Raw genomic sequence first — 25,807 nt, 5'->3', positions numbered from 1 at the left:
GCGGGTCAGGCCCAACTCGATGCGTGAACTGACCTATGTCGCACGGCGCACCGTCGAGTGGCACGAGGCCCGCCCCGGAGCACTCGTCCTGATCGTCGCCCGCGGCAGCATCGGCCTGTACGTGTGCGACATCGCCGTCGAGGCCACCGGCCGCGTCGACCAGCTCGCCCTGGCCGTCAAGTGCCTGACTCCGGAAGGTGCCGGGTTCGGCCGACAGCCGGAATGCCTTGCGCTCCCGGCACTGCTCTGACCTGCATCAGCCCGTGTTCGCCGAGGTGACAAATGCCTTGTGGGGGTCGGCGGCGCTTGACGATGCTGGCTCGATGCTGACTTCACTGGCCGCATTCGTCGGCGCGGCGTTTCTGATCGCCATGGTTCCGGGGCCGAGCACGGTGGTGATCCTGCGCCGTGCGGTGGTCAACGGCCGGCGGACCGGCATGGCCGCGGTGCTGGGCAACGAGTGCGGGGTGCTGCTGTGGGGCCTTGCCGCGGCGTGCGGGCTCTCGGTCCTGCTGCTGGCCTCGCAGGTCGCTTACGACGTCATACGGATCACCGGCGCGGCTGTTCTGGTCTGGATGGGGGCGCGGGCGCTGTGGCAGGCGCGGCGGGTCGCGGGGCCGGTCGGGGAACCGGTGGAGACGGCGTCGGTGTCGTACCGGCGGGCGTTCTGGCAGGGGCTGGTCACCAACTTCGCCAATCCCAAGGCGGGCCTGTTCGCCGTCTCCTTCCTGCCGCAGTTCGTGCCCGACGGCGCCCCCGTCCTCCCGACGCTGCTCGCCCTCTCGGTGATCTGGGTCGTGGTCGACCTGATCTGGTACCTGCCGTTGATCGCCCTGGCCGGGCGGGTCGGCGGAGTGCTGCGGCGGCAGTCCGTACGGCGCCGGATGGAACAGATCTCCGGCACCGTCCTGGTCGGCCTCGGCATCCGGCTGGCCGTCGACGCCTGACCTTGCCCGGCATGGGGCAGCGCAGGGGCACGCGCCCCGAAGGGGCGCGGGGAACTGCGCGAGGAACCACAACGCACCCGCAGCCTGCGGACATCAGGCAGGGGCACCCCTCTCCAGACTCAGTCCGAGCCGCGCTTGTCGTCGTCGACAATCTCCGCGTCCACGACATCGCCCTCCGCACCGGTGCCGTCCGGGCCGGGGGCGGCGGGGCCCGGGGTGGCGCCGGGCTGGGCGCCTGCGTAGATGGCCTGGCCCAGCTTCTGGCTGACCGTACTGACGCGCTCGGTGGCGGCGCGGATCGCCGCGGTGTCGTCGCTGTCGGCGGACTCCGCCTTCAGCTTCTCCTTGAGGTCACCGACCGCTGCCTCGACCTCGGACCGGGTGTCCGCGGGGACCTTGTCCTCGTTCTCCGCGAGGAACTTCTCGGTCTGGTGGACGAGGGTCTCGGCCTGGTTGCGGGTCTCGGCGGCCTCGCGCCGGCGGCGGTCCTCGTCGGCGTGCTGCTCGGCCTCCCGCATCATGCGGTCGATCTCTTCCTTCGGCAGGCTGGAGCCGCCGGTGACCTGCATCTTCTGTTCTCTGCCGGTCCCCTGGTCCTTGGCGGAGACATGCATGATTCCGTTGGCGTCGATGTCGAAGGCGACCTCGATCTGCGGTACGCCACGGGGCGCCGGCGGGAGCCCGGTGAGCTCGAACATGCCGAGCTTCTTGTTGTACGCGGCGATCTCCCGCTCGCCCTGGAAGACCTGCACGTTCACCGAGGGCTGGTTGTCCTCGGCGGTGGTGAAGATCTCCGAGCGCCGGGTGGGGATCGTGGTGTTCCGCTCGATCAGCTTGGTCATGACGCCGCCCTTGGTCTCGATACCGAGGGACAGCGGGGTGACGTCCAGCAGCAGGACGTCCTTGACCTCGCCCTTGAGCACACCCGCCTGGAGGGCGGCGCCGATGGCCACGACCTCGTCCGGGTTGACGCCCTTGTGCGGTTCCTTGCCGGTGAGGTTCTTCACCAGATCCGTCACCGCGGGCATCCTGGTCGAACCGCCGACCAGGATCACGTGGTCGACGGCGGAGACGCTGATCCCCGCGTCCCGGACCGCGCTGTGGAACGGGCCTTCGCACCGTTCGAGCAGGTCCGAGGTCAGCTGCTCGAACTGCGCGCGGGTGAGCCTCTCGTCCAGGTGCAGCGGCCCCTCGGACGAGGCGGTGATGTACGGCAGGTTGATCGTCGTCTCGGTCGTGGCGGACAGTTCGATCTTCGCTTTCTCGGCCGCCTCACGCAGCCGCTGCACCGCCATCTTGTCCTGGGCCAGATCGACGCCGTAGTTGTTCTTGAACTGCTTCGTCAGATGATCGACGACCCGCTGGTCCCAGTCGTCACCGCCCAGATGGGTGTCGCCGGAGGTGGACTTCACCTCGACGACGCCCTCGCCGATCTCCAGCAGCGAGACGTCGAAGGTGCCACCGCCCAGGTCGAAGACGAGGACCGTCTGGTCGTTCTCCTTGTCCAGTCCGTAGGCGAGCGCGGCGGAGGTCGGCTCATTGATGATCCGCAGGACGTTCAGCCCGGCGATCTCGCCTGCTTCCTTGGTGGCGGTGCGCTGGGAGTCGTTGAAGTAGGCGGGCACGGTGATGACGGCGTCCGTCACCTCGTCCCCGAGGAACGCTTCTGCGTCCCGCTTGAGCTTCTGCAGCACCCGCGCGGAGATCTCCTGCGCGGTGTACTGCTTGCCGTCCACACTGCCGGACGCCGGGAAGCGCCAGTCCGGCTCGCCCACGTGCCGCTTCACCGAGCGTGCTGTGCGCTCCACGTTGGTCACGGCCTGCCGCTTGGCGACCTCCCCCACCAGCACTTCGCCGCCCTTGGCGAACGCCACCACCGACGGCGTCGTCCGGGCGCCTTCCGCATTCGTGACGACGGTGGGCTCGCCACCCTCCAGGACGGAGACCACCGAGTTGGTCGTACCGAGATCGATTCCGACTGCGCGTGCCACCTCAATCTCCTCTCCTGCGTCCCCACCGTTGCCGCTCTCCGGGTGCCTCTATATCTTGCATAAAAGTTGAGTCACCCACTGTCAAGTGAGAGCGCTTCCGGACCCAGATCCGCCCCCGCCCCTGTGGAGGGCTCCTCACGACGCCGGCTTGCGGCCCCAGATACGAACGGTGTCGCCGATCCGCATCCATCTCCACAGGTTTTCCGCGTCCTCGTAGCGGAGGTTGACGCAGCCGTGGGAGCCGGGCGGGCTGTAGATGTTCTTGTGCGTGCCGTGGAAAGCCTGGCCGCGGCTGAAGTACTGGCTGAACGGCATCTTCTGGCGGTACTGGGCCGAGTAGTCGAACCGCACCCGGCGCACGATACGGAACCGGCCGGTGCGCGTCTCGTACCCTCGGGCGCCGCTGCGGGCCGGCATCGCGCGGAGGACGACCTTGCGCCCCTTGAGCAGCCACATCACCTGGTGGGTCAGATCGAGACAGGCCACCCGGCCGCGGGCCGGCGGACAGTGCTTGTCCGCCAGCAGCTTCTCCGGATGCCCCGCCGCCCAGCGCACGTACAGCGCCCGATAGGTGGCTGGGGACGCGAAGCCGTCCGCGGGCAGCACGCCCTCCTGCTCCTGGAACCGCTGGATCGCCGCGCAGTCCTGCTGCGACTGCCGGCCGTCCACCGGGAGACCCAGATATCTCTCGACCTGCCGCTGTTGCGGGCCGGTCCTCATGGAGCACGCTCGTTGTTCGCCCTGGTCCTCCCCCTCCGAGTGCGGGGCGACGAGCGCCTGGGAGGGTGCGGCTTCGGCCAGGCCGAGCAGCAACAGCAGCGCGAGGGCGGGCACCTGGGCCTTACGCGCGGGGAAAGGGAAATTCTTCGGTGGCATGCACGGGCATCTGCCCCCGATGCTGCGCAGGCAGCACGGAACCCGGCGGATTCACCTGACCGCCGCACACGGGTTCCCCCTTTCCCTCCCCGCCCGGAGCGGTTCCGGGCGGGAGGGGAGTTCCGGGTGCGGCGGGTCGGCTCCGGGTGGGGCGGGGCGGCGAGAGAGGTCAGTCCGTCAGCGTGGCCGGGTCGCTGACGCCCACCTCGCCGGTCTCGACGTGGCCGACGAGGCGGCGCTGCCAGTCCGCGTCCGTGTCGGAGGTGACGGTCAGGTCGTACCAGCGCTTGCTGTCCCGCAGGCTCACGGTGCGCACGACCGTGGCTCCCGCGCGCACCTTGTGGGTCTCCTTGGCGCCGCCGTATGCGTTGGCCACCGTGAGACCGCAGTCGGTGTCGCCCGCGTTGGTGAGGGTCAGCTCGAGGTCGCCGCTCTTGGCGAGGTGCCGCGCCGTCACCTCCGGGCCCGGCTGCTTGCCCGGGCCCTTGAAGGTGCGCAGGAAGCCGTTCGGGCCGTGCGCCGTGAGGTCGTAGCTGCCGCCGGAGTGGGCGGTGTTCCAGGTGTCGGACAGCTGCTTGCCCGCCTCGGTGCTGTAGGTCCAGGGGCCGTCGGTGCGGTTGGCGGAGGTGACGAGGAAGAAGGCGCCCGCTGACTTGCCGCCGCCGAAGGTGAGCGTGAACTTCCCGTCCGCCGTCTTGGCCGCACCGTCCACCAGCGGCGCGTACGGCAGCGGACGGGTGGGCCGGGAGCCCGCCTCCTGCTTGGGCAGCACCGGTTTGGCCGGCGGCTTGGGCACATAGTCGTCGTGCCGCTCCTTGTCCGGCGGCTCATAGGCGTCGGTGTCCGGCAGTTCGGCCGGGTCGGTGTCCTTGAGGGTGAAGTCGAACGCCGAGGTCAGATCGCCGCACAGGGCCCGCCGCCAGGGCGAGATGTGGGGCTCGTGCACTCCGAAGCGGCGCTCCATGAAACGGAGGATGGAGGTGTGGTCGAACAGTTCGGAGCACACATAGCCGCCGGTGCTCCAGGGCGAGACGACCAGCATCGGCACGCGCTGGCCGAAGCCGTAGGGCCCGGGCGCGTAGCCGGAGACGCCGCCCTGGTAGTAGTCCGGCGCGGTGTCCACGGTGGACCGGCCCTGGGCCGCGGAGGCCGGCGGGTAGGGCGGGACGACGTGGTCGAAGTAGCCGTCGTTCTCGTCGTAGGTGATGAACAGCGCCGTCTTCGCCCACACCTCGGGGTTGGCGGTGAGCGCGTCCAGCACCTGGGAGATGTACCAGGCGCCGTAGTTGGCGGGGAAGTTGGGGTGCTCGGTGAACGCCTCGGGCGCCGCGATCCAGGAGATCTGCGGCAGCTTGCCCGCCTTGACGTCGGCCTTGAGGATGTCGAAGAAGCCGTCGCCCTTCTTGGCGTCGGTGCCGGTGCGGGCCTTGTCGTAGAGCGGGTCGCCGGGCTCGGCGTTCCGGTACTTGTTGAAGTACAGCAGTGAGTTGTCGCCGTAGTTGCCCCGGTAGGCGTCCTCGATCCAGCCCCATTTTCCGTCCGCGTCCAGGCCGTCGCCGATGTCCTGGTAGATCTTCCAGGAGATACCGGCCTGCTCCAGCCGCTCCGGATACGTCGTCCAGCCGTACCCGGCCTCCTCGTTGCCGAGTACCGGGCCGCCGCCCTCGCCGTCGTTGCCGGAGTAGCCGCTGAACATGTAGTAGCGGTTGGGGTCGGTGGCGCCGATCATCGAGCAGTGGTAGGCGTCGCAGATGGTGAAGGCGTCGGCGAGCGCGAAGTGGAAGGGGATGTCCTTCCGGGTCAGATACGCCATGGTGCCGGTGCCCTTGGCCGGGATCCACTGGTCGTACTTGCCCTCGTGCCATGCCTGGTGGCCGCCGGCCCAGTCGTGGTTGAGGCCCGCGATGAACTGCATGCCCAGGTTCTCGGCGTCCGGGTGGTAGGGCAGAACGTCCTTGTTGCCGTCGGACTGCTGCCAGACCGTCCGCTTCCCGGTCGGCGCGGCCGGGCGCGGGTCGCCGAAGCCGCGGACGCCCTTCAGGGTGCCGAAGTAGTGGTCGAAGGACCGGTTCTCCTGCATGAGCACGACGATGTGCTCGACGTCGTCGATCGTGCCGGAACGGCGGGCCGCGGGGATGGCGGCGGCCCGTTCGATGCTGCCGGAGAGGGCCGAGAAGCCCGCGGTCGCGCCGGCTATCTGGAGGAACCGGCGCCGGTTGAGTTCTGGCATGTCTCTGCTGACCTCGCAGGGCGTGTTCGGAAACGTCGGACGCGGCAGAGTCTTTCAAGAACACCAGCCCCAGGGAAGCCACCTGTATGAACAAGTTGGCAAACATCTGGCGACGTGAAGAGGTCCGCCCACCCATACCACCAGCCAAGATGCACCGGAGGAGCGGACCGGCCGCCGTCGCACTGTGTTCCGTAACCGGCGGAAACCAGCACAGTGACCGCCGCCACACACGGTGCGAGGGCGATAACGGGCACTCCGACACCTGCCGGGCAAACCCTCCGGGAGCGCGCAGGGGACGACGATGACGCGGTGAGGAGAGCCACCGATGACCGAGGAGACGAAGGTGTCCCACGACGACGGCCACGCGGCATCGCAGCACAGCAGGTGGACACGGGCCAGGCAATGGCTGAGCCGCGCGAAGTCGTCGGCGGGACACGAGCGGCACACCCTGGAGCTCATCGGCAAGAGCACCCTGGCGGCCGCCGCGTCCTGGTTCGTGGCCCACGATCTGATGGCGGCGCAGACCCCGGCCTTCGCGCCGTTCTCCGCCGTACTGATCATGCAGGTGACCATCTATCAGTCGCTGCTCCAGGCGCTGCGCTATCTGGCCGCCGTCTGCGCCGGGGTGTGCGTGCAGGGCGTGCTGGGTTTTCTGGCCGGGCCCGATCTGCTGACCTTTGTGGTGGTCGCGCTGATCGCGATGACCATCGGACGCTGGCAGCGGCTCGGCTCCCAGGGCACCCAGGTGGCGACCGCCGCGTTCTTCGCCTTCTCCACCTACGTCTCCGCCACCGGCAACCCGCAACGGGTCGAACAGCTCGGCCAGATCCTCGAACTGGTCGGCATCGGCTGCGGGATCGGCGTACTGATCAACGTCACGGTGCTACCGCCGATGCGCTACCGCGGCGCGGAGGAGGGGATTCGCGCCCTGGCCCACTCGATGTGCGATCTCATCGGTGACATCGCCCCGGCACTGCGCGAAGGCGCCCTGGACGAGGAGACCACCCGGCACTGGCGGCAGCGCGCCACCACACTGGGACCGCTGGTCGGCCAGGCCCGCTCGGCGCTGCACATGGCGGTGGAGAGCAGGTACTACAATCCGCGGCTGCTGCTTCCCGGCTCCCGGCACGAGGACTTCTCCGGCTACCAGGAACTGGTCGACGCGCTGGAACGCGTCACCTACCAGCTCACATCGATGGCACGGACGCTGCACCACTGGCCGCAGGACGAGAGCGGCGAGGAGTGCCGCGGGTTCCTGCGGGACTACGCCGCGCTCCTGGAGGCCGTCGCCCGGGTCGTCCGCCACTTCTGCGACATCGAAGCCCGGCGGCTCACCAGCCAGGTGTACGAGCTGCGCCGCGCGACGGAGGCGGCACAGGAGAAGCACCGCGAACTGGTCGCGCGCCCCCGGCAGATCCCGCTCGGCGACCCCTCCCGCCCGTACGGCATCCTCCTGGCGGAGGCCACCCGGCTGATGGACGAGGCCCAGCACTCCTGCGACATCCTCCGGCACACCGTCCAGGAGGCCACGGAGTCCGGCGAACTCCAGGAGCAGGCCGCCCGGTGAGGGAGCAGGCCGCCACCTGCCCCTCAGCGCCGCAGGCTGTAGCGGATGATCCGGGACCTGGCCTCCCGTTCGCTCAGGCCCAACGCCTCCCCCGCCGCGTCCCACGGGATCTCGTCGGCGTGGATGTTCCGGGCCGCCAGATGGCCGACGTCCACGGTGAGGCGCTCCAGTTCGCCGACGGCGCGGACCGCGGCCAGCGGCGCCTGGTCGGCCAGCGCCAACAACTCGTCGCCCAGTTGCTCCAGCTTCTCCGCCAGTCCCACCGGCAGCGGCACGGAGCGCAGCTCCACCTCGCGGATGTGCCGTCTCCACTCCTGCCGCGCTCCGGAGTCGTCGAAGTCGCCCCGGCCGCCCAACTGGTCCGGCTCGACGGGGAACCGGCGCTCGCCCCGCCAGCCGCACGCGCACGCCGCCCGCACCCAGGCGGCCCGCGGCCGGGAGCTCAGCCTGCCGTCGTAGGCCCACCACTCGGCGGTCTCCTCCATCCGGGGACCGCTGCCCACGTCCAGATACGCCGGTCCGGGCTCACTGCCGTCGGCCAGCAGCGCTCCCGCCCACCCCGCGTGCGACGCGCCGAACTCCTCGCTCCGCCATCCCATGAACGCCCCCTCCGTGCCGCGGGCCCGGTGCCCGGCTCCCCAGCCGAGCATGCCCCAGCCGCCCGCGCGCGACCCCGCGAACGCCCGAACACCCGCTGGGCGGGGGGACTTTGGGCCGGGCCGAGCGGTCTGCACCCGCCGCGGCGTACCGATGTATCTGCGCTGCCGCGAAGAGGTGGCGGCCCTGTTCGCCGCCGAGCACCACGAGTTGGTCGAGCCCGGGGTCGTTCCGATGCAGCACCGGCGCCCCGCCGAAGGCGGGGCGCCAGTGGGCACGGAGAGCATCAACACGTTCGCGGGGTTGGCCCGGCGGCGCTAGAAGAAGGCTCCGTCGCCGCCGATCTGCACCCCGAGGTAGTACGTCTCGGCCGCGCTGCGGCAGTTGTGGAAGCGCCGCTGCTCCGGGTACCGGTCGGCGCAGATCCGCCGCATCTCGGTGCGGAAGCGGCCGTCGATCCAGTTCTTCGTCTTCCGGGTCGGGTCCAGCTTCAGCTCGTGGTCGCGGCCGTAGTTGCGGTATCCGAAGTCGTGCTGGACGCAGGCCGGGCGGAAGACCTCGCTGTAGGGGGCGAGGCCGATCGGTACGGAGCAGCCGTCGGTGGTCCAGTTGAACGGTGCGACGTGGCGGGCCTTCGCGAACTCCTGGTAGCTGAGCCCCATCAGGCGGTCGGCCTCGGCCCGCACGGCGGAGTCGGCCGGGGCGGAGGCCGGGACGGGGGCCGCGACGGCGGTACCCGGGACGGCGGCACCCAGCATCGTGGAGGCGGTGAGCACTCCGGCGGCCAGCGTGGTTGAGAACTTCGCGCGCATCGTGACTCCCAGGTCTCGGCTCGGAGCGCTGCCGACCTGGGAACGAGCGTCACCTGCTGCTCGGTGCGCCGCTTCCCTCCTCCGGGGGACCCGGCGGGCTCCCGGCATGCGACAGGCTCCCCGCCCCGCCGCCGACCAACGTCGCGGCCCGGGAGACGGAAGTCGTACCCGATCCCGTGCCGGACCCGCCGGGCTACCGCAGTGCGGTCGTGACCAGCCCGCGCAGCTCTTCCTCCGCGATGTCCCCGCCGTTCACCAGGCGGTCGAAGACCAGCCCGTCCACGCAGGCCAGCAGGGTGAGGGTGCGCTCCTCCGGCTCCGTGACCCCGTGCGCTGCCAGAAAGGCGCGTACCGCGTCCCGGGCGGCGTTCTCGCGGGGCAGCAGGATCTCGCGCAGCTCCGGGTGGTGCACGCTCTCGACCGTGCAGGCGTACCGGGCGAGCGTCCGGCGGCGCCCCTCCCCCGTCAGCCGTCGTCGGACGAACCCGGCCAGCGCCCCGGCGAGTTCGTCCGCGTCGCGCAGGACGGGGAGCCGGCGCCCGCCCTCTTCGAGCTCCGCCTGGTCACGCGCGACCAGGCGGGCGACCAGCGCGGTCAGCAGGGCTTGCCGGGTGCGGCAGTACGCGGAGGTGGTGCCGGGCGGCAGCCCGGCCGCCCGGTCCACGGCACGGTGGGTCAGGCCCCGCATCCCGCTCTCGGCCAGCACCTCGATGGCCGCGTCGGCGAGAACGGTACGACGGTCCGGGCGGTCGGTACGGCGGTCCTGGGCGGGGCGGTCCTGGGCGGGGCCGTCTTGGGCGGGGCCGTCTTGGCTGCGGCTGACTTCGGTACGGCTGTCTACGGCTCGGTTCTCGTTGGACACCCCCTCTTTCTACACCTGTAGAAGCACCGATGTAGCCTTCTTCTACAGATGTAGAAGGAGGCTCCTATGGGACACCGCGCGGTCGTGGTCGGCGGCGGCATCGGGGGACTGGCTGCCGCCATCGGTCTGCGGCGCATCGGCTGGGAGGTGACGGTCGTCGAGCGCGCCCCGGTACTCGCCGACGCGGGCGCCGGCATCTCCCTGCACGCCAACGGCATGCGCGCCCTGGACGCGCTGGGGGTCGGCGCTTCGGTGCGGGAGGCGGCCAGGCCCCAGTACACGGGCGGCACCCGTACCCCGGCCGGCCGGCTGCTGGCCCGCATGGACGGGGCGGCGCTGGAGCGCGAGCTGGGCACGCCGATCACCGGCATACCCCGCACCGCACTCCACCGGGCGCTGCGCGAGGCGCTGCCGTCCACGGCGCTGGTGACCGGCGAGGAGGTGCGGTCCGTCGAGGACGATCCGGACCACGACCGGGTACGGCTGCCGCTCGGGGACACCGTCCTGCAAGCGGACCTCCTGCAAGCGGACCTCGTGGTGGCCGCCGACGGGGTCAACAGCCGGCTGCGCAGCCACCTCTTCCCACACCATCCGGGCCCGGTGTACAGCGGCTCGACAGTCGTACGCGCCATCAGCGACGGCCCGGTCGATACGGGGACCGACTTCGAGCTGACATGGGGCGACGGCGCGGAGTTCGGCCATATCGCGTTCGCCGACGGCCGGGCCGAATGGCATGCGGTCCTCACCGCACCGCCCGGAGTCCGCCACCAGGACACGCTCGCCGCGATGCGCCGCCGGTTCGGACGCTGGCACGAGCCGATCCCTCGGCTCCTGGCCGCCACCCGCCCCGAGGCCGTGCTGCACCACGACATCAGCGAACTGGTCACGCCCCTGCCGCGGTTCGCCGCCGGCCGCATCGCCCTGCTCGGCGACGCGGCTCACGCGATGACGCCGCACCTTGGGCAGGGTGCCTGTCAGGCACTGGAGGACGCCGTCGTGCTGGCCGCCGCGCTCGCCGCAGCACCGGACGTGGCAGCGGCACTGACCCGGTACGACGCCGAGCGGCGCCCCCGCAGCCAGGCCGTGGCCCGCGCCGCCCGGCAGGCCGGCCGACTGGGACAGCAGCTGTCCCACCCGCTGGCCGTGGCGCTGCGCAACACGGCGATGCGGCTCGCACCTTCGGGCGCCACGCTCCGGGCCGTGCTGCAGCACGCCGACTGGCAACCGCCGGCCATCGGCTGACGGGAGAACGAGACCGCAGACCGGCCTCGGGCACGCCGAACCGCTCGCTGCACAGCGGCAGTCGAGCGGTTCGGCGCGGGGTGGGGTGAGGGCCGGGGCCGGTGTCAGAGGAGACCGAGGAAGCCGAGCCCGAAGATGCCGTCACGGCCGCCGATCTTCAGCGGCCGGGAGCCGCCCTCGGAGTGGGCGCCGGGCTCGGAGTGGCCGCCGGGCTGGGAGTGGGAGCCACCCTCGGAGTGGCCGCCCGGCTGGGAGTGGCCGCCGGGCTGGGAGTGGGAGCCACCCTCGGAGTGGCCGCCCGGCTGGGAGTGGCCGCCGGGCTGGGAGTGGGAGCCACCCTCGGAGTGGCCGCCGGGCTGGGAATCGGCGCCCGGTGCCGGGGTGGACGCGGTCGTCCCAGGCGTGTGGTCGGAGGGTGCGGCCTGGGCGACTCCGCAGAGCGGGACCAGCGCTGTCACGGCGAGCGCGGCGATGGTGGTTGCGGTGCGTGACGGGAGGGGGAAGCGACGCATGGGGGCTCCTTCGGTTCGAATGCTGCTTGCTGCGAGACGCTGCTTCCACGCTGCCCCGAGTGACCGGACCGTGCGCGCGGTGCTGGTCCGGACAGGGCAATCGCTGCGTACGAACGGACCCGCGTCAGCTCCCCGTACGGGTGCCGAGGAGACGGCGCAGCCCGAAGACGCCCGCGCCGAGGGCCAGGACGGCGGCCCCCGAGGCGACCGACGACAGCGGCAGCGCGCAGGCAAGCACCAGGCAGCCCACCAGCCCGACGACCGGCACGATCCTGGGCGGACGGCCCTCGGCGGAAGTGAGGGTCCAGGCCGAGGCGTTGGCAACGGCGTAGTAGAGGAGCACTCCGAAGGAGGAGAACCCGATGGCGCCGCGTACGTCGGCCGTCGCCGCGACCACGGCCACCACGGCGCCGACCGCGAGTTCGGCGCGGTGCGGCACTCCGAAGCGCGGATGGACCGCGGAGAGTACGGGCGGCAGATGGCGGTCGCGGGCCATGGCGAGCGTGGTACGGGAGACGCCGAGGACGAGGGCGAGCAGCGAGCCGAGCGCGGCGACCGCGGCCCCCACCCGCACCACAGGTGCCAGCCAGTCGGCGCCCGCGGCCCGCGCGGTGTCCACGAGCGGCGCGGTGGCGTCGGCCAGCCGCTCCGGGCCCAGCACCGCCAGCGCGGCAGCCGCGACGGCCGCGTAGACGACCAGGGTGAGGAAGAGGGCCAGCGGGACGGCGAGGGGGATGGTGCGCCGCGGATCGCGTACCTCCTCGCCCAGCGTGGCGATCCGGGCGTACCCGGCGAAGGCGAAGAACAGCAGTCCGGCCGCCTGGAGGACGCCGCCGGCCGAGACGTCGCCACCGGGCGCCAGCCGGTCGGCCACCGCACCCTGCGCGGTGAGCGCGGCCACCACGACGGCGGCGAGGACGGCCAGCACCACGGCCACGATCGCCCGCGTCAGCCAGGCCGTCTTCTGTACCCCCGCGTAGTTGACGGCGGTCAGCGCCACCACGGCGGCCACCGCGACGGCGTGCGCCTGTGCGGGCCATACGTACGAGCCGACCGTCAGGGCCATCGCCGCGCACGAGGCGGTCTTTCCGACGACGAACGCCCACCCCGCCAGATATCCCCAGAACTCCCCCAGCCGCTCGCGGCCGTACACATACGTGCCGCCGGAGGTCGGGTAACGGGCCGCCAGCGCGAGACCGAGCAGCAGCCCGGACCCGGCGGCGCGGGCGGCGGGCGCCAGCGCCGCGAAGACCCCGGCGCCGATCATGGCGCCGAGGCCGATCAGAACGGCGTCCGGTACGCCGAGCCGCCGCCGCAACTCGTCCGGGACCGCGGTCCCGGACTGCGAGTTCGGCATCTCGTTGCCCTCCCTGTCTGCGCGGACGGACCATGGGGTGCGCCGCGTCGTTCGCGGCCCCCGGCGACCTTAGCCCGGCAGCCCGGCCGCCGGGCTCTCGGCCGCCGGGCTCTCGGCTGCTCGGTTCTCGGCTGCTCGGTTCTCGGCTGCCCGGCTCTCGGCTCTCGGCTCTCGGCTCTCGGCTGCCGAGCACGCCACGGCTCCTTCTCCCCGCCGTGCGTGCTTCGTCCCGCCGCCTCCCCCTCTTCCCGGCGCCCCCTCTTCTCCCCGCCTCCCTTCCCGCCGCAGCGGCGAGAAGCCCCACGCGTCGGACCGGCGGTGCCAAAAGCAGCCGCACCGCGGCAGAGCTTGGCACCGCCGGGCACCTTCGCCGTGGCTGAGCACCGCTGCGGCGGGAAGGGGGGCGGCGAACACCTCCCGGACCCCCGACACCACGACTTCAGTCGGCCGGGCCCGCGGGGAAGTGTGGGACATCTTCCGGCGCCAACTCCGCGCGGATGCGCCTCGCTTGGACCGGGTGGCGCCAGCGGCCCGCGTCGAAGGCGACGTCGGCCTCGAACTCGACGACCAGTTCGGGGACGACGCAGCGGTGGGCGAGGATGTCGCGGGTGCCCCAGCCGGAGCGGAACTGCACATCGGTCCAGGGGTGGTCGGGCCCCGCAGGGGTCAGCAGGGGGCCGAGTTCGCGGCGCAGGACGTTGGTGACGGGCGCGCTCTGGGCCACCATGAGGAGTTCGCCCTCGGCGTCGTAACGGCCCAGGAGCAGGGCGTCGGGCGAGGTCACCGGGCCTGTCACCGCGCCGACCACCGCGTCAGCGGTAGCGCGGGCGCGCAGCTTGCGCCAGCCGCGTTCGCCGGGTCGGTAGGGCTGGCCCAGGCCCTTGACGACCATGCCCTCGACGCCGACCGCGCCCCAGGCCGGGTCCAGCCATTCGCTCGCCCGGTCCGGGTCGGTCGTCATCGGGCACAGGGCCCAGGGCGACTGGAGGTCACGGCGGGTGAAGATCTCCTCCAGCAGGGCCCGGCGCTCACGGTAGGGGCGGGTCATGGTCAGTTCGTCGTCGAGCTGCAGCAGATCGAAGGCGATGAAGTGGGCCGGGTGCGCGGCGGCTGCGGCCTCGGCGCGGCGCCCGGTGCGCTGGGCCCGCGACTGGAGCGCGGCGAAGTTGACTGCTCCCTCCTCGATCACCACCAGCTCCCCGTCGAAGACGGCCTCCTCGCCCAGTTCCGCGGCGGCCCGCAGGATGTCGGGGAAGCCGGGGCCGAGGTCGTTCCCACGCCGCGACTGGAGGTGGGGCGCGTCGGGGCGGGCGAAGAGCAGTACGCGGTAGCCGTCCCACTTGGCCTCGTACGCGAGGCCGGGCGCGCGGGGCGGCACATCGACCGTGCGGGCCGTCATCGGGGAGATGGGCGGGACGAGCCGCCTGCCGTTCTCGCCCATACGTCACATATAGCGCGGAACGCCCAAGCCCGCGACCGCGACTGCGCCCGCGCCCGCGCCCGCGCGACCAGGGCGAGCGGCGGACAGCGGCGTGTGAAGGGAAGCTGCGGGCGCGGTTAAGAAATCCTCGATGGACCCTGGAGCCCCCGTACGGCACGTTTGACGCGGCGGTGTGCACGGAAAGCGCCGCCCCACCCCCGTTCCAGGGCACAGGGCCTGCCGGCCCTGCTTCGCCCTGCCGTGGCGCGAGACGACAGGAGCCGTGGCGTGAAGGCGCTGGTCAAGGAGAAGGCCGAACCGGGACTGTGGCTGGCCGATGTGCCGGAGCCCGCCACCGGCCCCGGCGAGGTGTTGATCAAGGTGGAGCGGACCGGTATCTGCGGCACCGATCTGCACATCCGCGCCTGGGACGGCTGGGCCCAGCAGGCGGTGACCGCACCGCTGGTGGTGGGGCACGAGTTCACCGGCGAGGTCGTGGAGACCGGCCGGGACGTGACCGACATCGAGCCCGGCGACCGCGTGAGCGGCGAGGGCCATCTGGTCTGCGGCAAGTGCCGCAACTGTCTGGCCGGGCGCCGGCATCTGTGCCGGGCCACGGTCGGGCTCGGCGTCGGCCGGGACGGCGCCTTCGCCGAGTATGTGGCACTGCCCGCGGAGAACGTATGGGTGCACCGCACCCCGGTGGACGCGGACATCGCGGCGATCTTCGACCCGTTCGGCAACGCCGTGCACACCGCGCTCTCCTTCCCGCTCGTCGGCGAGGACGTACTGATCACCGGCGCGGGCCCGATCGGGCTGATGGCGGTGGCGGTCGCCAAGCACGCCGGGGCGCGGAACGTCGTGGTCACCGACGTCAGCGAGGAGCGCCTGGAGCTGGCCCGCGAGGTCGGCGCCTCCCTCGCACTGAACGTCTCCGGCGCGAGCATCGCCGACGGCCAGCGCACCCTGGGGCTGCGTGAGGGCTTCGACGTGGGCCTGGAGATGTCCGGCAACCCGGTGGCCCTGCGCGACATGCTCGCCAACATGACCCACGGCGGGAAGATCGCGATGCTCGGGCTGCCCGCCGAGGAGTTCGCCGTGGACTGGGCCCGGATCGTCACCTCGATGATCACCATCAAGGGCATCTACGGCCGGGAGATGTTCGAGACCTGGTACGCGATGTCGGTGCTGCTGGAGGGCGGCCTCGACCTCGGCCCCGTGATCACCGGCCGGTACGACTACCGCGACTTCGACGCGGCCTTCGACGACGCGGCCGGCGGGCGCGGCGGCAAGGTCGTCCTCGACTGGACCAGCTGAGCCCCCTCTCGTTCTATCCACTGGAGACCTGACAGCATGTTCGACTCCGTACGCGACGAGCTGCGCGCCACCCTCGACGAGATCACCGCGGCCGGGCTGCACAAGCCGGAGCGGGTCATCGGCACCCCGCAGTCGGCCACCGTCGAGGTGACCGGGGGCGGTCGGCCCGGCGAGGTGCTCAACTTCTGCGCCAACAACTACCTCGGCCTGGCCGACCACCCCGAGGTGCTCGCCGCTGCGCACGCGGCGCTGGACCGCTGGGGCTACGGGATGGCCTCGGTCCGCTTCATCTGCGGCACCCAGGAGGTGCACAAGGAGCTGGAGTCGCGGCTCTCGGCGTTCCTCGGCCAGGAGGACGCCGTCCTCTACTCGTCCTGTTTCGACGCGAACGGCGGCGTGTTCGAAACGCTGCTCGACGCGCAGGACGCGGTCATATCCGACGCCCTCAACCACGCCTCGATCATCGACGGCATCCGGCTGTCCAAGGCCCGCCGCCTGCGCTACGCCAACCGCGACATGGCCGACCTGGAGCAGCAGCTCAAGCAGGCGCAGGACGCCCGGCGCCGGCTGATCGTCACCGACGGCGTCTTCTCGATGGACGGCTACCTCGCACCGCTGCCCGAGATCTGCGACCTGGCCGAGCGCTACGACGCGATGGTGATGGTGGACGACTCGCACGCGGTCGGCTTCGTCGGCGAGGGCGGGCGCGGAACGCCGGAGCTGCACGGCGTCATGGACCGGATCGACATCATCACCGGCACCCTCGGCAAGGCGCTGGGCGGCGCCTCGGGCGGCTATGTGGCGGCCCGCGCGGAGATCGCGGCGCTGCTGCGCCAGCGCTCGCGCCCGTATCTGTTCTCCAACAGCCTGGCCCCGGTGATCGCGGCGGCCTCGCTGAAGGTGCTCGACCTGCTGGAGTCGGCCGGTGACCTGCGGGAGAAGCTGAAGGCCAACACCGAGCTGTTCCGCCGCCGGATGACCGAGGAGGGCTTCACGATCCTCCCCGGGGAGCACGCCATCGCGCCCGTCATGATCGGTGACGCCGCCGAGGCGGCCCGGATGGCGGAGCTGCTGCTGGAGCGGGGGGTGTATGTGATCGGGTTCTCCTACCCGGTGGTGCCGAAGGGGCAGGCCAGGATCCGGGTGCAGCTGTCGGCGGCGCACTCCGCGGAGGATGTCGACCGGGCCATCGACGCGTTTGTCGCATCCCGGGCAGAGCTCGCGAAGACGACTGGGGCAGAATCGGTCTCGTGATCGAAGCGCGGCGGCTGCACATCCTCCGTGCGGTGGCCGACCACCGCACGGTGACCGCCGCTGCCGCCGCGCTCTATCTGACCCCCTCGGCCGTCTCCCAGCAGCTGACAGCGCTGGAGCAGGAGACCGGCCACCGGCTGGTCGAGCGCGGCACCAAGGGCGTACGGCTCACCCCGGCCGGGGAGATCCTGCTCTCGCACACCAATCTGGTCCTCGCCCAGCTGGAGCGGGCCGAGGCGGAGCTGGCGGCGTACGGCTCGGGCGCCGCGGGCCGGGTGGACCTGGCCTCCTTCGCCACCGGCATCGGCCTGGTGGTCGCGCCCGCACTCGCCCGGCTGGCCCGTACGGCGCCCGGAATCCGGGTGCGGGTCCAGGACGCGGAAGGCGACGCGAGCCTGCCGATGGTGCTGGACCGCGAGACGGATGTGGCGGTGGCCGTCGAGTACCGGGGCGCACCCCGCCCGGACGACCCCCGGCTGACGCGGCTGCCGCTGTACGCGGAGCCGTTCGACGCCGTGGTGCCCGTGGGGCACCGGCTGGCCGACGCCGACCGGGTGCCGCTGGACGAGCTGGCCAAGGACACCTGGATCGGGCCCTTCCCCGGCAACCCCTGCCACGACGTGGTGGTGCTCGCCTGCGAACATGCGGGCTTCGAGCCCGCCATGGAGCACTTCTCCGACGACTTCAGCGCCGTCGTCGCGCTCGCCTCCGCGGGGGTGGGCGTCGCCCTGGTGCCGCGGTCGGCGCTGCTCGGTACCGACCGGGCCGGGGTCGCCGTACAGCCCGTGGAGGGCAGCCCGCCCACGCGGCGGGTGTTCGCCGCCGTGCGCCGCGGGGCCGAGGAGCATCCGCTGATCAGGCCGGTACTGGACGCGCTGCGCGAAGCCGCCGCTTGACGCGTGCCCCGCGGTTCCGCCGGGCGCCTGCGGTCCGCCGGAACCGTCCACGGGCCGCGACCAGAACGCTCAACGGGTCGGCAGCCCCGCCTCCCGGGCCGCCGTGCGCAGCACATCCCGCAGCATGGCGGGGGTCAGCCTGCCGGTGAAGGTGTTGCGCGGGGTGACGTGGTAGCAGCCGTACACGCTCAGCGGTGCCGTATCCGCCCGGACAGGGCGAAGTTCGACCCGGACGCCATGTCCGAACACGGGGCGGGGACGGGGGACATGTCGGCCGCCGGCGGCCGACACCGGCAGCAGGGCCTGCCAGGCGAAGGCGCCGAGGGCGACGACGGTACGCACCGTGGGGTGCAGCAGCTCCAGCTCCCGTACCAGCCAGGGGCGGCAGGTGTCCCGCTCGGCCGGGGTGGGCTTGTGGGCGGGCGGCGCACAGTGCACCGGCGAGGTGAACCGCACCCCGTGCAGCCGCAGCCCGTCGCCGCGGTGGGTGGAGGCAGGCTGCGAGGCCAGGCCGAGGTCGTACAGCGCGGCGACGAGGGCATCACCGGAGCGGTCACCGGTGAACATCCGCCCGGTCCGGTTGCCTCCGTGCGCGGCCGGAGCCAGGCCGACGAGCAGCATCCGCGCGTCCGGCGGGCCGAACCCGGGCACGGGCCGCGCCCAGTACTCCCAGTCCCGGAAGGCCGGACGTTTGACGCGTGCCGCCTCCTCCCGCCACTCCACCAGCCGCGGACAGGCCCGGCACTCGGTCAGCGCCGCGTCGAGCGTACGCAGATCGGGCGCTCGGGGGGCCTGCCGGCCGGGATAACTCATCCGCTGTGATCCTCCTGCTCCGTCGCTCCGTCCGGTCCCGTTGTCCTGACATTCGTCAGGTACTCGCTGGACCTGCCTCTTCCTAGGGTGGAGCACAACGGCCCCGGCCGCTGACGAGCGGCCAGGGCCGGGACCCGTCGAGCCGAACGGCCCGAACGCGGCGGCCGTGCTGGCCCATGGCCGACGTGCGGGAAGCAGGCGGGTCGGCGTCCGGGGGGCATGGGGGCCGGGTAGCGCGGTGGAGCCTCGCGCGAGCCCGTCCCCCGTGAGCGGTCGCCGCCCTGAAGCCGCCTGCACCCCGTGGGCAGGCGGCTTCAGGGCTTCACGGGCTCAGCTGGTGTACTGCTTCAGATAGCGCTCGACGCGGTTCACATGCGGCCGCACCCGCTCCGGGACGCCGCCCGCCTCGAGGACCGTACGGGAGCTGGTGCGGTAGCCGGCGGCCATCAGCGCGGGCAGGTCTTCGCGCATGCCCTTCTCCTTGTACTGCTGGTCGAGCCAGCACACGAAGTTGGACATCGCAGCGATGGCGTCCGGCGGCGACATATAGCTCTTGTCGCCGTCCTTGTCGCCGTCCTGGGCCCATCCCTTGAAGACGGACGGCGTCCACATGGCAATGCCGTACTCATCGGTCTGCGGCCGTCTGGCGTTCGCGTCGAAGCCGCTCTCCGCCTTCAGCATGGCGGCGAGGAAGGCGGGCGTGACCTCGTCCTCGGCGCACTTGAGCGCCGCCTTGGTGATGACCGGGCGCAGCTTGCGGGGCACGTCGGAGTCGGCGGGGATGGCGCCGGGCACGGAAGGCGAGGCGCTGGGCGTCTCTCCCCCGGAGGAGGAGGTCGGGTCGTCGTCGGCCCGCAGCAGGACGACCGAGCCGGCGGCGACGAGCGGGACGGCGACGGCTGCCGCGACGACGGTGAGGCGGCGGCTCCGCCGGCCTCCGGCCGAGCGGTGCCCCGAGCGGCCGGGACGTCCCCCGCGGTCGGAGCGGAACGGGCTGCCGAAGCTGCCCCGTCCCGCCCGGCCGGTGCCTTCCAGTTCCCGTACCCGGGCCGCGAGTTCCCCGGCGTCCAGCGCCGCGCGGGAGGTGTGGTCGGGCTTGAGGCAGTCGGCGATCAGTTCCCGCCAGCCCTGCGGGACGCTGTTGTCGAGACGCAGTTCGGCGTTGCCGCGTGCGTATGCCTGGGCGCCCAGCGCGCGGGCGCGCGGGGTGCTGCCGGGAAAGGGGTGCAGTCCGCCGGTGAGCACCTGGTGGGCCAGCACCCCGAAAGCCCAGATGTCCGCGGTGGGGCGCACCACGCTGTGCCCGCCCTCGCGGTCGGACCACCACTCGGGCGGTACGTGGTCGAGGGAACCCAGCGGCGGCACATAGGCGTGGGTGCCGTCCAGCTCGACGGTCAGCCCGAAGTCGCCCAGCCACACTTCGCCGCCGGCTGCCAGCAGTACGTTGCCGGGCTTGAGGTCGCCGTGCACCCAGCCGCGTTGGTGGATGTGGGCCAGCCCGGCGCTGACCCCGGCGAGGATGTGTGCCGCGTCCGGCAGCGGCGCGGGGCCCTCGCCGGAGCCGGGGGTCAGCAGCTCCTGGAGGCTGCGCTCGGCGCGGTCCATGACCAGCGCGGTCGCACCGTCCAGGTCGGGCCGGTCGGCGTCGTGGACCGTGAGCGCTTCGTGGGTGCGCACCACGTTCGGGTGGCGGGTCTCCAGGCTGAAGCGGACCTCGCGCCGCACCAGTTCGGCCATGGATTCGCGCTGCCCGGGCGGCAACAGCTGGGTCGGCAGGAACTTCACCGCCGCCTGGGTGCCGTCCGTCCCGCGCGCCGCGTAGACGACGCCCCAACTGCCCGCGCCGATCGCGCCGGTCAGCTCCCAGTCCCCCACCCGGTAGCCGGCGGGCAGGTCGATCCGGCCGGTTGCGCCGCCGTCAGCCATGCCCTGCGTTCTCCTTGTGCTCCTTGCGCTCCTTGCGTTCACTCCGCGCGGGCCGCAGCAGCGCGAGGTGTTCTTCCCGGACGAGATCGAAGCGGAGGGCGAGGGCGACGAGTTCGGCGCGTTTGTGGTTGGTGCCGGTGGCGCGTTCGTCGTCGTTGCGCAGCCGCAGCTTGACCGTGGCCAGGTACTCGATGTGGTAGTTGACGGCCGAGCGCGTCAGGTCCTGGCAGCCCTCCACGGGGCGCAGCCGCTCCAGGATCTCGCTGACGCCGGGGATGGCCCCGCTGGAGGGGTCGCGCAGCCGGGGCTCGCACAGTGCGAGCAGCACCAGGAAGTACTTGGAGGTCTGGTCCAGCGCGAAAGGGCTCTGGGTGGGCTCCCCGGAGCGGACGCCGACGCCGGTGTCCAGATACATGTGCTCCGGTGCGAACACCTTGAAGTGCACCTCGCCGTCGCGGGAGGGCAGTACGACGCGGGAGAACTCGAACGGGACCGGTGCGCCCAGCCTGCCCGGCGCCACCTTGATGTGCTCCCCGGCGCCCTCCATGTTCTCCACCACATAGGTGACGTTGCCGCTGTAGTTGGAGAGCCGCCAGTAGTCCTCGGCGGCCGTGATCTGGCCCGCGTGCCGGGAGACGCCCGGATCGGACAGCGCGACCTCTACCGGGCTGTCAGCTCCGCCGCGGCCGAAGTCCGCCGTCTCCCCGGGCCCCAGGTGCAGCAGACGCGGCCGGTCGCCGAACTCGCCGGCGTCGCTTCCCGGCTGGTCCGGCAGTTGAACGATGACCGTGTCCATGATCAGCCTCCCCCTTCGGCGCGGGCATCCTATATCGGCCCTGACGTCTGTCAGGGACCACGCTGGACGCTCGGCTGCCAGAGTGGAAGGTTTTCAGCCGCGGCCCGGAGGCAGCACCACCCCCCAGGGTGAGCTCACCATTCGGCGAACCCTCCGTCCGGGTGACGCCATATGGGGTTGTGCCAGCTCTCGGCCTTGCTGTCGGCCTCGCGCACGGCCCGCTCGTCGACGGTCACACCCAGCCCGGGGCCTGTGGGGCGGAGCAGATGTCCGTCCTGGAAGCGGAACACCTCGCGGTCCACCACATAGTCGAGCAGTTCGGCGCCGGTGTTGTAGTGGATGCCGATGGACTGTTCCTGGATCAGGAAGTTCGGGGTGCAGAAGGCCAGTTGGAGACTGGCCGCCAGCGCCAGCGGTCCGAGCGGGCAGTGCGGGGCGACCGCGACGTCCCAGGTCTCGGCGAGCGAGGCGATGCGCCGTACCTCGGAGAGCCCGCCCGCGTGCGAGAGGTCCGGCTGGATCACTGCGATGCCGGCCTGCAGCGCGGGCAGTACGTCCGTACGGGAGAAGAGCCGCTCCCCGGTGGCGATCGGAACGGTGGTCCCCTCGGTCACCCGGCCGAGCAGATGGGTGTACTCGGGCAGTACGGGCTCCTCGGCGAACATCGGCCCGTACGGCTCCAGTACGGACAGCGCCCGGATGGCGCCCGCGACGGAGAACCGGCCGTGGAAGTCGACGGCGAAGTCACCGTCGGGCCCGAGGGCTTCGCGGGCCGCCTCGGCGCGGGCCGCGACGGCGTCGAGCGCCGCGGCGGTGGGCAGCCGGTCGGTGCGCCCGGAGGCGTTCATCTTGACGGCGGTGAAACCGGCCGCCATCTGCGCCGCCACCTGCTCGCGCACATCGGCCGGTTCGTCACCGCCCACCCAGCAGTAGGCGCGGGCCCGCTCGCGCACCGGCCCGCCGAGGAGCTGGTGCACGGGTGCGCCGTACGCCTTGCCCGCGATGTCCCACAGGGCCTGATCGAGGCCGGCGACGGCGGAGGAGAGGACGGGTCCGCCGCGGTAGAAGGAGCCCTTGGTCATCAGCTGCCAGTGGTCCTCGATCCGCAGCGGGTCGGCACCGAGCAGGAACTGCTCGGCGAGTTCGTGCACGGCTGCACGGACGGTGTCGGTGCGGCCCTCCACCACCGGTTCGCCCCAGCCGACGAGTCCGCTGTCGGTCTCGATGCGACAGAACAGCCAGCGCGGCGGCACAGCAAAGGTCTCGACCCTGGCGATCCGCAATTGCTACTCCTTCACGCTTCCCTCGGTCAGCCCTGTCCGCCAGTACCGCTGGAGGACGAGCATGGCAACGGCGAGCGGGATGACGGAGACGAAAGCGCCCCCGACGGTGTACTGGGTGAGTTCGGGAACCCGGTCCGCGGCCTCCTTCCACGCGACCAGGCCCAGGGTGATCGGGTACTTGCGCTCGTCGGAGAGCATCACCAGGGGCAGGAAATAGTTGTTCCAGATGTGGACGAACTGGAAGAGGAACACCGTCACCAGCGCCGGGGTCATCAGCCGCAGCACCACCGTGAAGAAGATGCGCTCCTCCCCCGCGCCGTCCACCCGCGCGGCCTCCAGCAGGTTGTCGGACACGGCGGACTCGGCGTAGATGCGGCACAGATAGACGCCGAAGGGGCTGACGATGCTGGGGATGAGCACACCCCAGTAAGTGTTGGTCAGCCCGATCTTGTTGAACATCAGATAGAGCGGCAGCGCCAGCGCCGTGGACGGCAGCAGCACACCGGCGAGCACACACTTGAAGACGGCCTCGCGCCCCCGGAAGCGGTACTTGGCCAGGGCGAAGCCCGCGGCGGCTGACAGCAGTGTGGCCAGGAGGGCGCCGACGCCCGCGTAGAAGAGGGAGTTGAGTGCCCAGCGGGGGTATATGTGGCCGTTGTAGGTGAAGATCTGCGACAGGTTGTGCCACAGCCGCGGGTTGTCGAACCACAGCCCGAAGCTGCCGTAGAGGCTCTCGTTCGACTTGGTGGCCGCGATGACAAGCCAGTAGACGGGCAGCAGGAAGTAGCCGGCGGCCAGCGCGAGGAAGGCGACGAGCAGGATCCGTCCGGGACGCAGCGTTCTCATCGGTCATCCTTCCGCTTGCGGCTGACCAGGCTGAGGAAGGAGAAGGACAGCACCATCGCGACGACGGCGAGGAGCACCGACTTGGCGGCTGCCAGATAGACGTTGGCGTTGGCGAAGGCGTCGAAGTAGGCGCTGAGGTTCGGCGTGAAGTTGTTGGTGACGACAGGTGCGAGTTTCTTGAGGACCAGCGGCTCCGCGAACAGCTGCATGGTGCCGATGATGGAGAAGACGCAGGTGAGGATGAGCGCAGGGCGCACCAGCGGGAGCTTGATGCGCAGCGCGACCTGCCACGGCCCCGCGCCGTCGATCCTGGCCGCCTCGTACAGCTCCTGGGGGATCGACTTGAGCTGGGCGACGATGATCAGCATGTTGTAGCCCGCGAACTCCCAGACGACGATGTTCGCGATGGACCACAGGATGTTGTCGTAGCTGAGGAAGTCCGGCTGGAAGCCGAACTCCCCGAGCAGGTCGTTGATCGGGCTGATCCCCGGCACATACAGAAAGCCCCACAGCAGGGTGGCGATGACACCGGGAATGCCGTACGGCAGGAAGTAGGTGGCCCGCAGCAGCCCGGCCCAGCGGTCCTTCACCTGGTCGAGCAGCAGCGCCAGGACGAGGGCCAGCACCAGCATCACCGGCACCTGCACGACGCCGAACAGCAGCACGCGGCCGAAGCCTTCCAGGAACGCGGTCTGCTCGAGGGCGAGCGCGTAGTTGTCCAGCCCGGCGAACTCGACGGACGGCTCGCCAAGACCCAGCGGGCCCGAGCGTTCCACGGTCAGCAGGCTCTGGTAGATCGCGTAGCAGATCGGCAGGATCATCGCGAAGACGTAGACGGCGAGGAACGGGCCGAGGAACACCCACGCCTTGCGGTCGGGGCGCGCGCTGCGGCGGTGACGATCGGGCTTTCTCCCTGTGCTGGACGTCGTCATCGGGCGCTCCTCGCGTCCAGGCCCTTGGCCTTGAGATCGTCGACGAACTTGGTCTGGGCGTCCGCGAGCGCTTCCCCGATGGTGCCGTGGCCCGCGACGACCCGGCCGATGTTGTCCTGGATGTGTGCGTAGGACTGGGTGGTGGTGGGCGAGAAGCGCCAACTGGTGTCCACATTGCGGTCCGAGACCTGGAAGACCTCGTTGTAGACCTGCCCGTCGAAGAACGGGTCCGGCTTGCCCAACGGGGACTCTTTCAGGTCCAGTTCGGCGGAGGGCCAGCCGTATCCGGCCTCCACCAGCAGCTTGATGCTGGCGGGGTCGGTGTTGAGCCAGTGGGCGAACTTCAGCGCTTCCTCGGGGTGCCGGGTGCCTTGCAGGATCGCGGTGGAGGAGCCGCCCCAGTTCGCCGAGGCGTGCTCACCCCGCTCCCACTGGGGCAGCTCCGCCACCCGCCACTTGCCCTTGGTGCCGGGCGCGTTGCCGCGGATGAGGGCGTCCTGCCACTGGGCGCCGAGCCAGCTCGCGAGCTGCCCGGTCTGCAGGCCCTTGAAGAAGGAGCCCTGCGAGTCCTGGATCGTCGCTACCAGCTTGTCCCGGATCAGCCCGTCCCAGAAGTCGGCCACCTGCAGCGACTCCTCGCTGGTCAGATCCACGATCCAGGTATCACCCTCGGTACGCACCCAGTGGGCGCCGCGCTGCCAGGGGAAGGAGGCGAACCACTGCGCGTTGACGGGCGGAAATGCGGTGATGTAGGAGCCGCCGGAACGCTTCTTGATCTTCAGTGCCGTCTGCCGGAACTCGTCCCAGGTGCGGGGAACTTCCAGGTCCCACTTGTCGTACAGGTCGGCGCGGTAGAAGAAGCCCATCGGCCCGGAGCCCTGCGGCATGGCATAGGTCCGGCCCGCGAAGACGCCCTGCTGCCACTGCCAGTCGACGTAACTGTCCTTGAGCCGGTCGGCACCGTACTTGCTGAGGTCCGTCAGGCCGCGGACCAGCATGAACTCCGGCAGTGCGTAGTACTCGATCTGGGCCAGATCGGGCGGGTCACCGGCCTTGAGAGCGGCGTGCATCTTCTGGTAGCCGCCGGAGGTGTTGGCGGGGACCGTCTGCACGGTGACGTGGATGTCGGGGTTCTGCTTGTTCCACAGCGCCGCGGCCTTCTGCAGGGGGACCCAGGTCCAGAAGACGAGGTTCACCCGCCGCCCGGGGGTGCGGCGGGTCTGCTTCGTCATCCGGGCCGCGCCCGCCTGCTCGCCGCAGGCCGCTATCGCGGGGATGGCGGCTGCGGCAGCGGTTGCCGCCAGCAGTTTTCTTCGGGTGGGCATCCGACC

The 25,807-nt window shown here is 71.4% G+C and carries 23 protein-coding genes and 1 pseudogene; 8 read left to right on the top strand and 16 right to left on the bottom strand.

Annotation, left to right across the window (positions count from 1 at the left end):
* Positions 1-67 precede the first annotated feature (67 nt).
* Together ACTWP9_RS19110 and ACTWP9_RS19105 are read left to right on the top strand one after the other, a co-directional pair.
* Positions 68-199, top strand: a pseudogene (locus ACTWP9_RS19110) (zinc-dependent alcohol dehydrogenase); the annotation flags it as partial.
* 124 nt (positions 200-323) lie between these two features.
* Entirely contained in the window at positions 324-947 is a 624-nt protein-coding gene (locus ACTWP9_RS19105; RefSeq protein WP_443247413.1) for a LysE family translocator, read from the top strand.
* Between the two features lie 119 nt (positions 948-1,066).
* Here the strand turns inward: ACTWP9_RS19105 and dnaK are convergent, their stop codons facing one another.
* From dnaK to ACTWP9_RS19090, 3 genes are all read right to left on the bottom strand, one after another.
* The gene (gene dnaK / locus ACTWP9_RS19100; RefSeq protein ID WP_443247412.1) at positions 1,067-2,938 is read right to left on the bottom strand and encodes a molecular chaperone DnaK; all 1,872 of its coding nucleotides are present in this window, start codon (positions 2,936-2,938) and stop codon (positions 1,067-1,069) included.
* Positions 2,939-3,073: 135 nt separating this feature from the next.
* Positions 3,074-3,814: a L,D-transpeptidase family protein gene (locus ACTWP9_RS19095; RefSeq protein ID WP_443247411.1), complete on the bottom strand. Its 741-nt coding sequence runs from the start codon at positions 3,812-3,814 to the stop codon at positions 3,074-3,076.
* Positions 3,815-3,983: 169 nt separating this feature from the next.
* Positions 3,984-6,044 (bottom strand): phosphocholine-specific phospholipase C, encoded by a 2,061-nt coding sequence (locus tag ACTWP9_RS19090; protein ID WP_443247410.1) that lies wholly within the window; start codon positions 6,042-6,044, stop codon positions 3,984-3,986.
* Positions 6,045-6,369: 325 nt separating this feature from the next.
* Between ACTWP9_RS19090 and ACTWP9_RS19085 the strand changes: the two genes are divergently transcribed.
* The gene (locus tag ACTWP9_RS19085) at positions 6,370-7,611 is read left to right on the top strand and encodes an FUSC family protein (RefSeq protein WP_443247409.1); all 1,242 of its coding nucleotides are present in this window, start codon (positions 6,370-6,372) and stop codon (positions 7,609-7,611) included.
* Positions 7,612-7,634: 23 nt separating this feature from the next.
* On the opposite strand, the gene ACTWP9_RS19080 is transcribed toward ACTWP9_RS19085, so the two are convergent.
* On the bottom strand, positions 7,635-8,210 hold the full coding sequence (locus tag ACTWP9_RS19080) for a hypothetical protein (RefSeq protein WP_443247408.1): 576 nt from the start codon (positions 8,208-8,210) through the stop codon (positions 7,635-7,637).
* Here ACTWP9_RS19080 and ACTWP9_RS19075 point away from each other — a divergent pair.
* Positions 8,209-8,529, top strand: coding sequence for an SAM-dependent methyltransferase (locus ACTWP9_RS19075; protein WP_443247407.1), 321 nt, complete (start codon positions 8,209-8,211; stop codon positions 8,527-8,529). The genes ACTWP9_RS19080 and ACTWP9_RS19075 overlap by 2 nt on opposite strands.
* Here the strand turns inward: ACTWP9_RS19075 and ACTWP9_RS19070 are convergent.
* Both ACTWP9_RS19070 and ACTWP9_RS19065 read right to left on the bottom strand, forming a co-directional pair.
* Positions 8,526-9,020 (bottom strand): phospholipase A2, encoded by a 495-nt coding sequence (locus tag ACTWP9_RS19070; RefSeq protein ID WP_443247406.1) that lies wholly within the window; start codon positions 9,018-9,020, stop codon positions 8,526-8,528. The genes ACTWP9_RS19075 and ACTWP9_RS19070 overlap by 4 nt on opposite strands.
* A gap of 193 nt (positions 9,021-9,213) precedes the next feature.
* Positions 9,214-9,732, bottom strand: coding sequence for a TetR/AcrR family transcriptional regulator (locus ACTWP9_RS19065; protein ID WP_443247498.1), 519 nt, complete (start codon positions 9,730-9,732; stop codon positions 9,214-9,216).
* 216 nt (positions 9,733-9,948) lie between these two features.
* Between ACTWP9_RS19065 and ACTWP9_RS19060 the strand changes: the two genes are divergently transcribed.
* Positions 9,949-11,124 carry an FAD-dependent monooxygenase gene (locus ACTWP9_RS19060; protein ID WP_443247405.1) on the top strand — a complete coding sequence of 392 codons (1,176 nt, stop codon included), beginning with the start codon at positions 9,949-9,951 and terminating at the stop codon, positions 11,122-11,124.
* Between the two features lie 104 nt (positions 11,125-11,228).
* Here ACTWP9_RS19060 and ACTWP9_RS19055 read toward each other — a convergent pair whose 3' ends face one another.
* The 3 genes from ACTWP9_RS19055 to ACTWP9_RS19045 form a co-directional block, all read right to left on the bottom strand.
* Entirely contained in the window at positions 11,229-11,636 is a 408-nt protein-coding gene (locus tag ACTWP9_RS19055) for a hypothetical protein (RefSeq protein WP_443247404.1), read from the bottom strand.
* Positions 11,637-11,760: 124 nt separating this feature from the next.
* Complete coding sequence (locus ACTWP9_RS19050; RefSeq protein ID WP_443247403.1) at positions 11,761-12,993, bottom strand: APC family permease; 1,233 nt, start codon at positions 12,991-12,993, stop codon at positions 11,761-11,763.
* A gap of 439 nt (positions 12,994-13,432) precedes the next feature.
* Positions 13,433-14,434, bottom strand: a complete 1,002-nt coding sequence (locus ACTWP9_RS19045) for an ATP-dependent DNA ligase (protein ID WP_443247402.1) — start codon at positions 14,432-14,434, stop codon at positions 13,433-13,435.
* Between the two features lie 267 nt (positions 14,435-14,701).
* On the opposite strand from ACTWP9_RS19045, the gene tdh reads away from it, so the two are divergent.
* From tdh to ACTWP9_RS19030, 3 genes are read left to right on the top strand one after another with little or no spacing between them, the layout of a single operon-like run.
* The gene (tdh, locus tag ACTWP9_RS19040) at positions 14,702-15,730 is read left to right on the top strand and encodes an L-threonine 3-dehydrogenase (RefSeq protein WP_443247401.1); all 1,029 of its coding nucleotides are present in this window, start codon (positions 14,702-14,704) and stop codon (positions 15,728-15,730) included.
* A gap of 36 nt (positions 15,731-15,766) precedes the next feature.
* Positions 15,767-16,984, top strand: coding sequence for a glycine C-acetyltransferase (locus tag ACTWP9_RS19035; RefSeq protein ID WP_443247400.1), 1,218 nt, complete (start codon positions 15,767-15,769; stop codon positions 16,982-16,984).
* On the top strand, positions 16,981-17,880 hold the full coding sequence (locus ACTWP9_RS19030) for a LysR family transcriptional regulator (RefSeq protein WP_443247399.1): 900 nt from the start codon (positions 16,981-16,983) through the stop codon (positions 17,878-17,880). Before ACTWP9_RS19035 ends, ACTWP9_RS19030 begins: the two co-directional genes overlap by 4 nt.
* 69 nt (positions 17,881-17,949) lie before the next feature.
* Here ACTWP9_RS19030 and ACTWP9_RS19025 read toward each other — a convergent pair whose 3' ends face one another.
* From ACTWP9_RS19025 to ACTWP9_RS18995, 7 genes are all read right to left on the bottom strand, one after another.
* Positions 17,950-18,693 (bottom strand): uracil-DNA glycosylase, encoded by a 744-nt coding sequence (locus ACTWP9_RS19025; RefSeq protein ID WP_443247398.1) that lies wholly within the window; start codon positions 18,691-18,693, stop codon positions 17,950-17,952.
* A gap of 330 nt (positions 18,694-19,023) precedes the next feature.
* The gene (locus ACTWP9_RS19020) at positions 19,024-20,619 is read right to left on the bottom strand and encodes a serine/threonine-protein kinase (protein ID WP_443247397.1); all 1,596 of its coding nucleotides are present in this window, start codon (positions 20,617-20,619) and stop codon (positions 19,024-19,026) included.
* Positions 20,612-21,415, bottom strand: coding sequence for a serine/threonine protein kinase (locus tag ACTWP9_RS19015; RefSeq protein WP_443247396.1), 804 nt, complete (start codon positions 21,413-21,415; stop codon positions 20,612-20,614). Before ACTWP9_RS19015 ends, ACTWP9_RS19020 begins: the two co-directional genes overlap by 8 nt.
* 134 nt (positions 21,416-21,549) lie before the next feature.
* Positions 21,550-22,698 carry a galactonate dehydratase gene (gene dgoD / locus ACTWP9_RS19010; RefSeq protein WP_443247395.1) on the bottom strand — a complete coding sequence of 383 codons (1,149 nt, stop codon included), beginning with the start codon at positions 22,696-22,698 and terminating at the stop codon, positions 21,550-21,552.
* Positions 22,699-22,701: 3 nt separating this feature from the next.
* Complete coding sequence (locus ACTWP9_RS19005; protein WP_443247394.1) at positions 22,702-23,544, bottom strand: carbohydrate ABC transporter permease; 843 nt, start codon at positions 23,542-23,544, stop codon at positions 22,702-22,704.
* Positions 23,541-24,476 carry a carbohydrate ABC transporter permease gene (locus ACTWP9_RS19000; RefSeq protein ID WP_443247393.1) on the bottom strand — a complete coding sequence of 312 codons (936 nt, stop codon included), beginning with the start codon at positions 24,474-24,476 and terminating at the stop codon, positions 23,541-23,543. The genes ACTWP9_RS19005 and ACTWP9_RS19000 overlap by 4 nt, the downstream gene beginning before the upstream one ends.
* Positions 24,473-25,801 (bottom strand): ABC transporter substrate-binding protein, encoded by a 1,329-nt coding sequence (locus ACTWP9_RS18995; RefSeq protein ID WP_443247392.1) that lies wholly within the window; start codon positions 25,799-25,801, stop codon positions 24,473-24,475. Before ACTWP9_RS18995 ends, ACTWP9_RS19000 begins: the two co-directional genes overlap by 4 nt.
* Between the last annotated feature and the right edge of the window lie 6 nt (positions 25,802-25,807).

Source organism: Streptomyces sp. 3N207, from assembly GCF_052246355.1.
Taxonomy (GTDB): domain Bacteria; phylum Actinomycetota; class Actinomycetes; order Streptomycetales; family Streptomycetaceae; genus Streptomyces.
Note: the sequence above shows the minus strand (reverse complement) of the source record. Positions and strands in the feature narration are given on the sequence as shown.

Excerpts from the sequence above, each read along its gene's own strand:
- ACTWP9_RS19095 (WP_443247411.1), bottom strand. The coding sequence starts at position 3,814 with ATGCCACCGAAGAATTTCCCTTTCCCCGCGCGTAAGGCCCAGGTGCCC.
- ACTWP9_RS19025 (WP_443247398.1), bottom strand. The coding sequence starts at position 18,693 with ATGAGTTATCCCGGCCGGCAGGCCCCCCGAGCGCCCGATCTGCGTACG.
- ACTWP9_RS19055 (WP_443247404.1), bottom strand. The coding sequence starts at position 11,636 with ATGCGTCGCTTCCCCCTCCCGTCACGCACCGCAACCACCATCGCCGCG.
- ACTWP9_RS19080 (WP_443247408.1), bottom strand. The coding sequence starts at position 8,210 with ATGGGATGGCGGAGCGAGGAGTTCGGCGCGTCGCACGCGGGGTGGGCG.
- ACTWP9_RS19015 (WP_443247396.1), bottom strand. The coding sequence starts at position 21,415 with ATGGACACGGTCATCGTTCAACTGCCGGACCAGCCGGGAAGCGACGCC.
- ACTWP9_RS19105 (WP_443247413.1), top strand. The coding sequence starts at position 324 with ATGCTGACTTCACTGGCCGCATTCGTCGGCGCGGCGTTTCTGATCGCC.
- ACTWP9_RS19075 (WP_443247407.1), top strand. The coding sequence starts at position 8,209 with ATGAACGCCCCCTCCGTGCCGCGGGCCCGGTGCCCGGCTCCCCAGCCG.
- ACTWP9_RS19000 (WP_443247393.1), bottom strand. The coding sequence starts at position 24,476 with ATGACGACGTCCAGCACAGGGAGAAAGCCCGATCGTCACCGCCGCAGC.
- ACTWP9_RS19090 (WP_443247410.1), bottom strand. The coding sequence starts at position 6,044 with ATGCCAGAACTCAACCGGCGCCGGTTCCTCCAGATAGCCGGCGCGACC.
- ACTWP9_RS19070 (WP_443247406.1), bottom strand. The coding sequence starts at position 9,020 with ATGCGCGCGAAGTTCTCAACCACGCTGGCCGCCGGAGTGCTCACCGCC.
- ACTWP9_RS19020 (WP_443247397.1), bottom strand. The coding sequence starts at position 20,619 with ATGGCTGACGGCGGCGCAACCGGCCGGATCGACCTGCCCGCCGGCTAC.
- ACTWP9_RS18995 (WP_443247392.1), bottom strand. The coding sequence starts at position 25,801 with ATGCCCACCCGAAGAAAACTGCTGGCGGCAACCGCTGCCGCAGCCGCC.
- ACTWP9_RS19060 (WP_443247405.1), top strand. The coding sequence starts at position 9,949 with ATGGGACACCGCGCGGTCGTGGTCGGCGGCGGCATCGGGGGACTGGCT.
- ACTWP9_RS19045 (WP_443247402.1), bottom strand. The coding sequence starts at position 14,434 with ATGGGCGAGAACGGCAGGCGGCTCGTCCCGCCCATCTCCCCGATGACG.
- ACTWP9_RS19035 (WP_443247400.1), top strand. The coding sequence starts at position 15,767 with ATGTTCGACTCCGTACGCGACGAGCTGCGCGCCACCCTCGACGAGATC.
- ACTWP9_RS19050 (WP_443247403.1), bottom strand. The coding sequence starts at position 12,993 with ATGCCGAACTCGCAGTCCGGGACCGCGGTCCCGGACGAGTTGCGGCGG.
- ACTWP9_RS19085 (WP_443247409.1), top strand. The coding sequence starts at position 6,370 with ATGACCGAGGAGACGAAGGTGTCCCACGACGACGGCCACGCGGCATCG.
- ACTWP9_RS19005 (WP_443247394.1), bottom strand. The coding sequence starts at position 23,544 with ATGAGAACGCTGCGTCCCGGACGGATCCTGCTCGTCGCCTTCCTCGCG.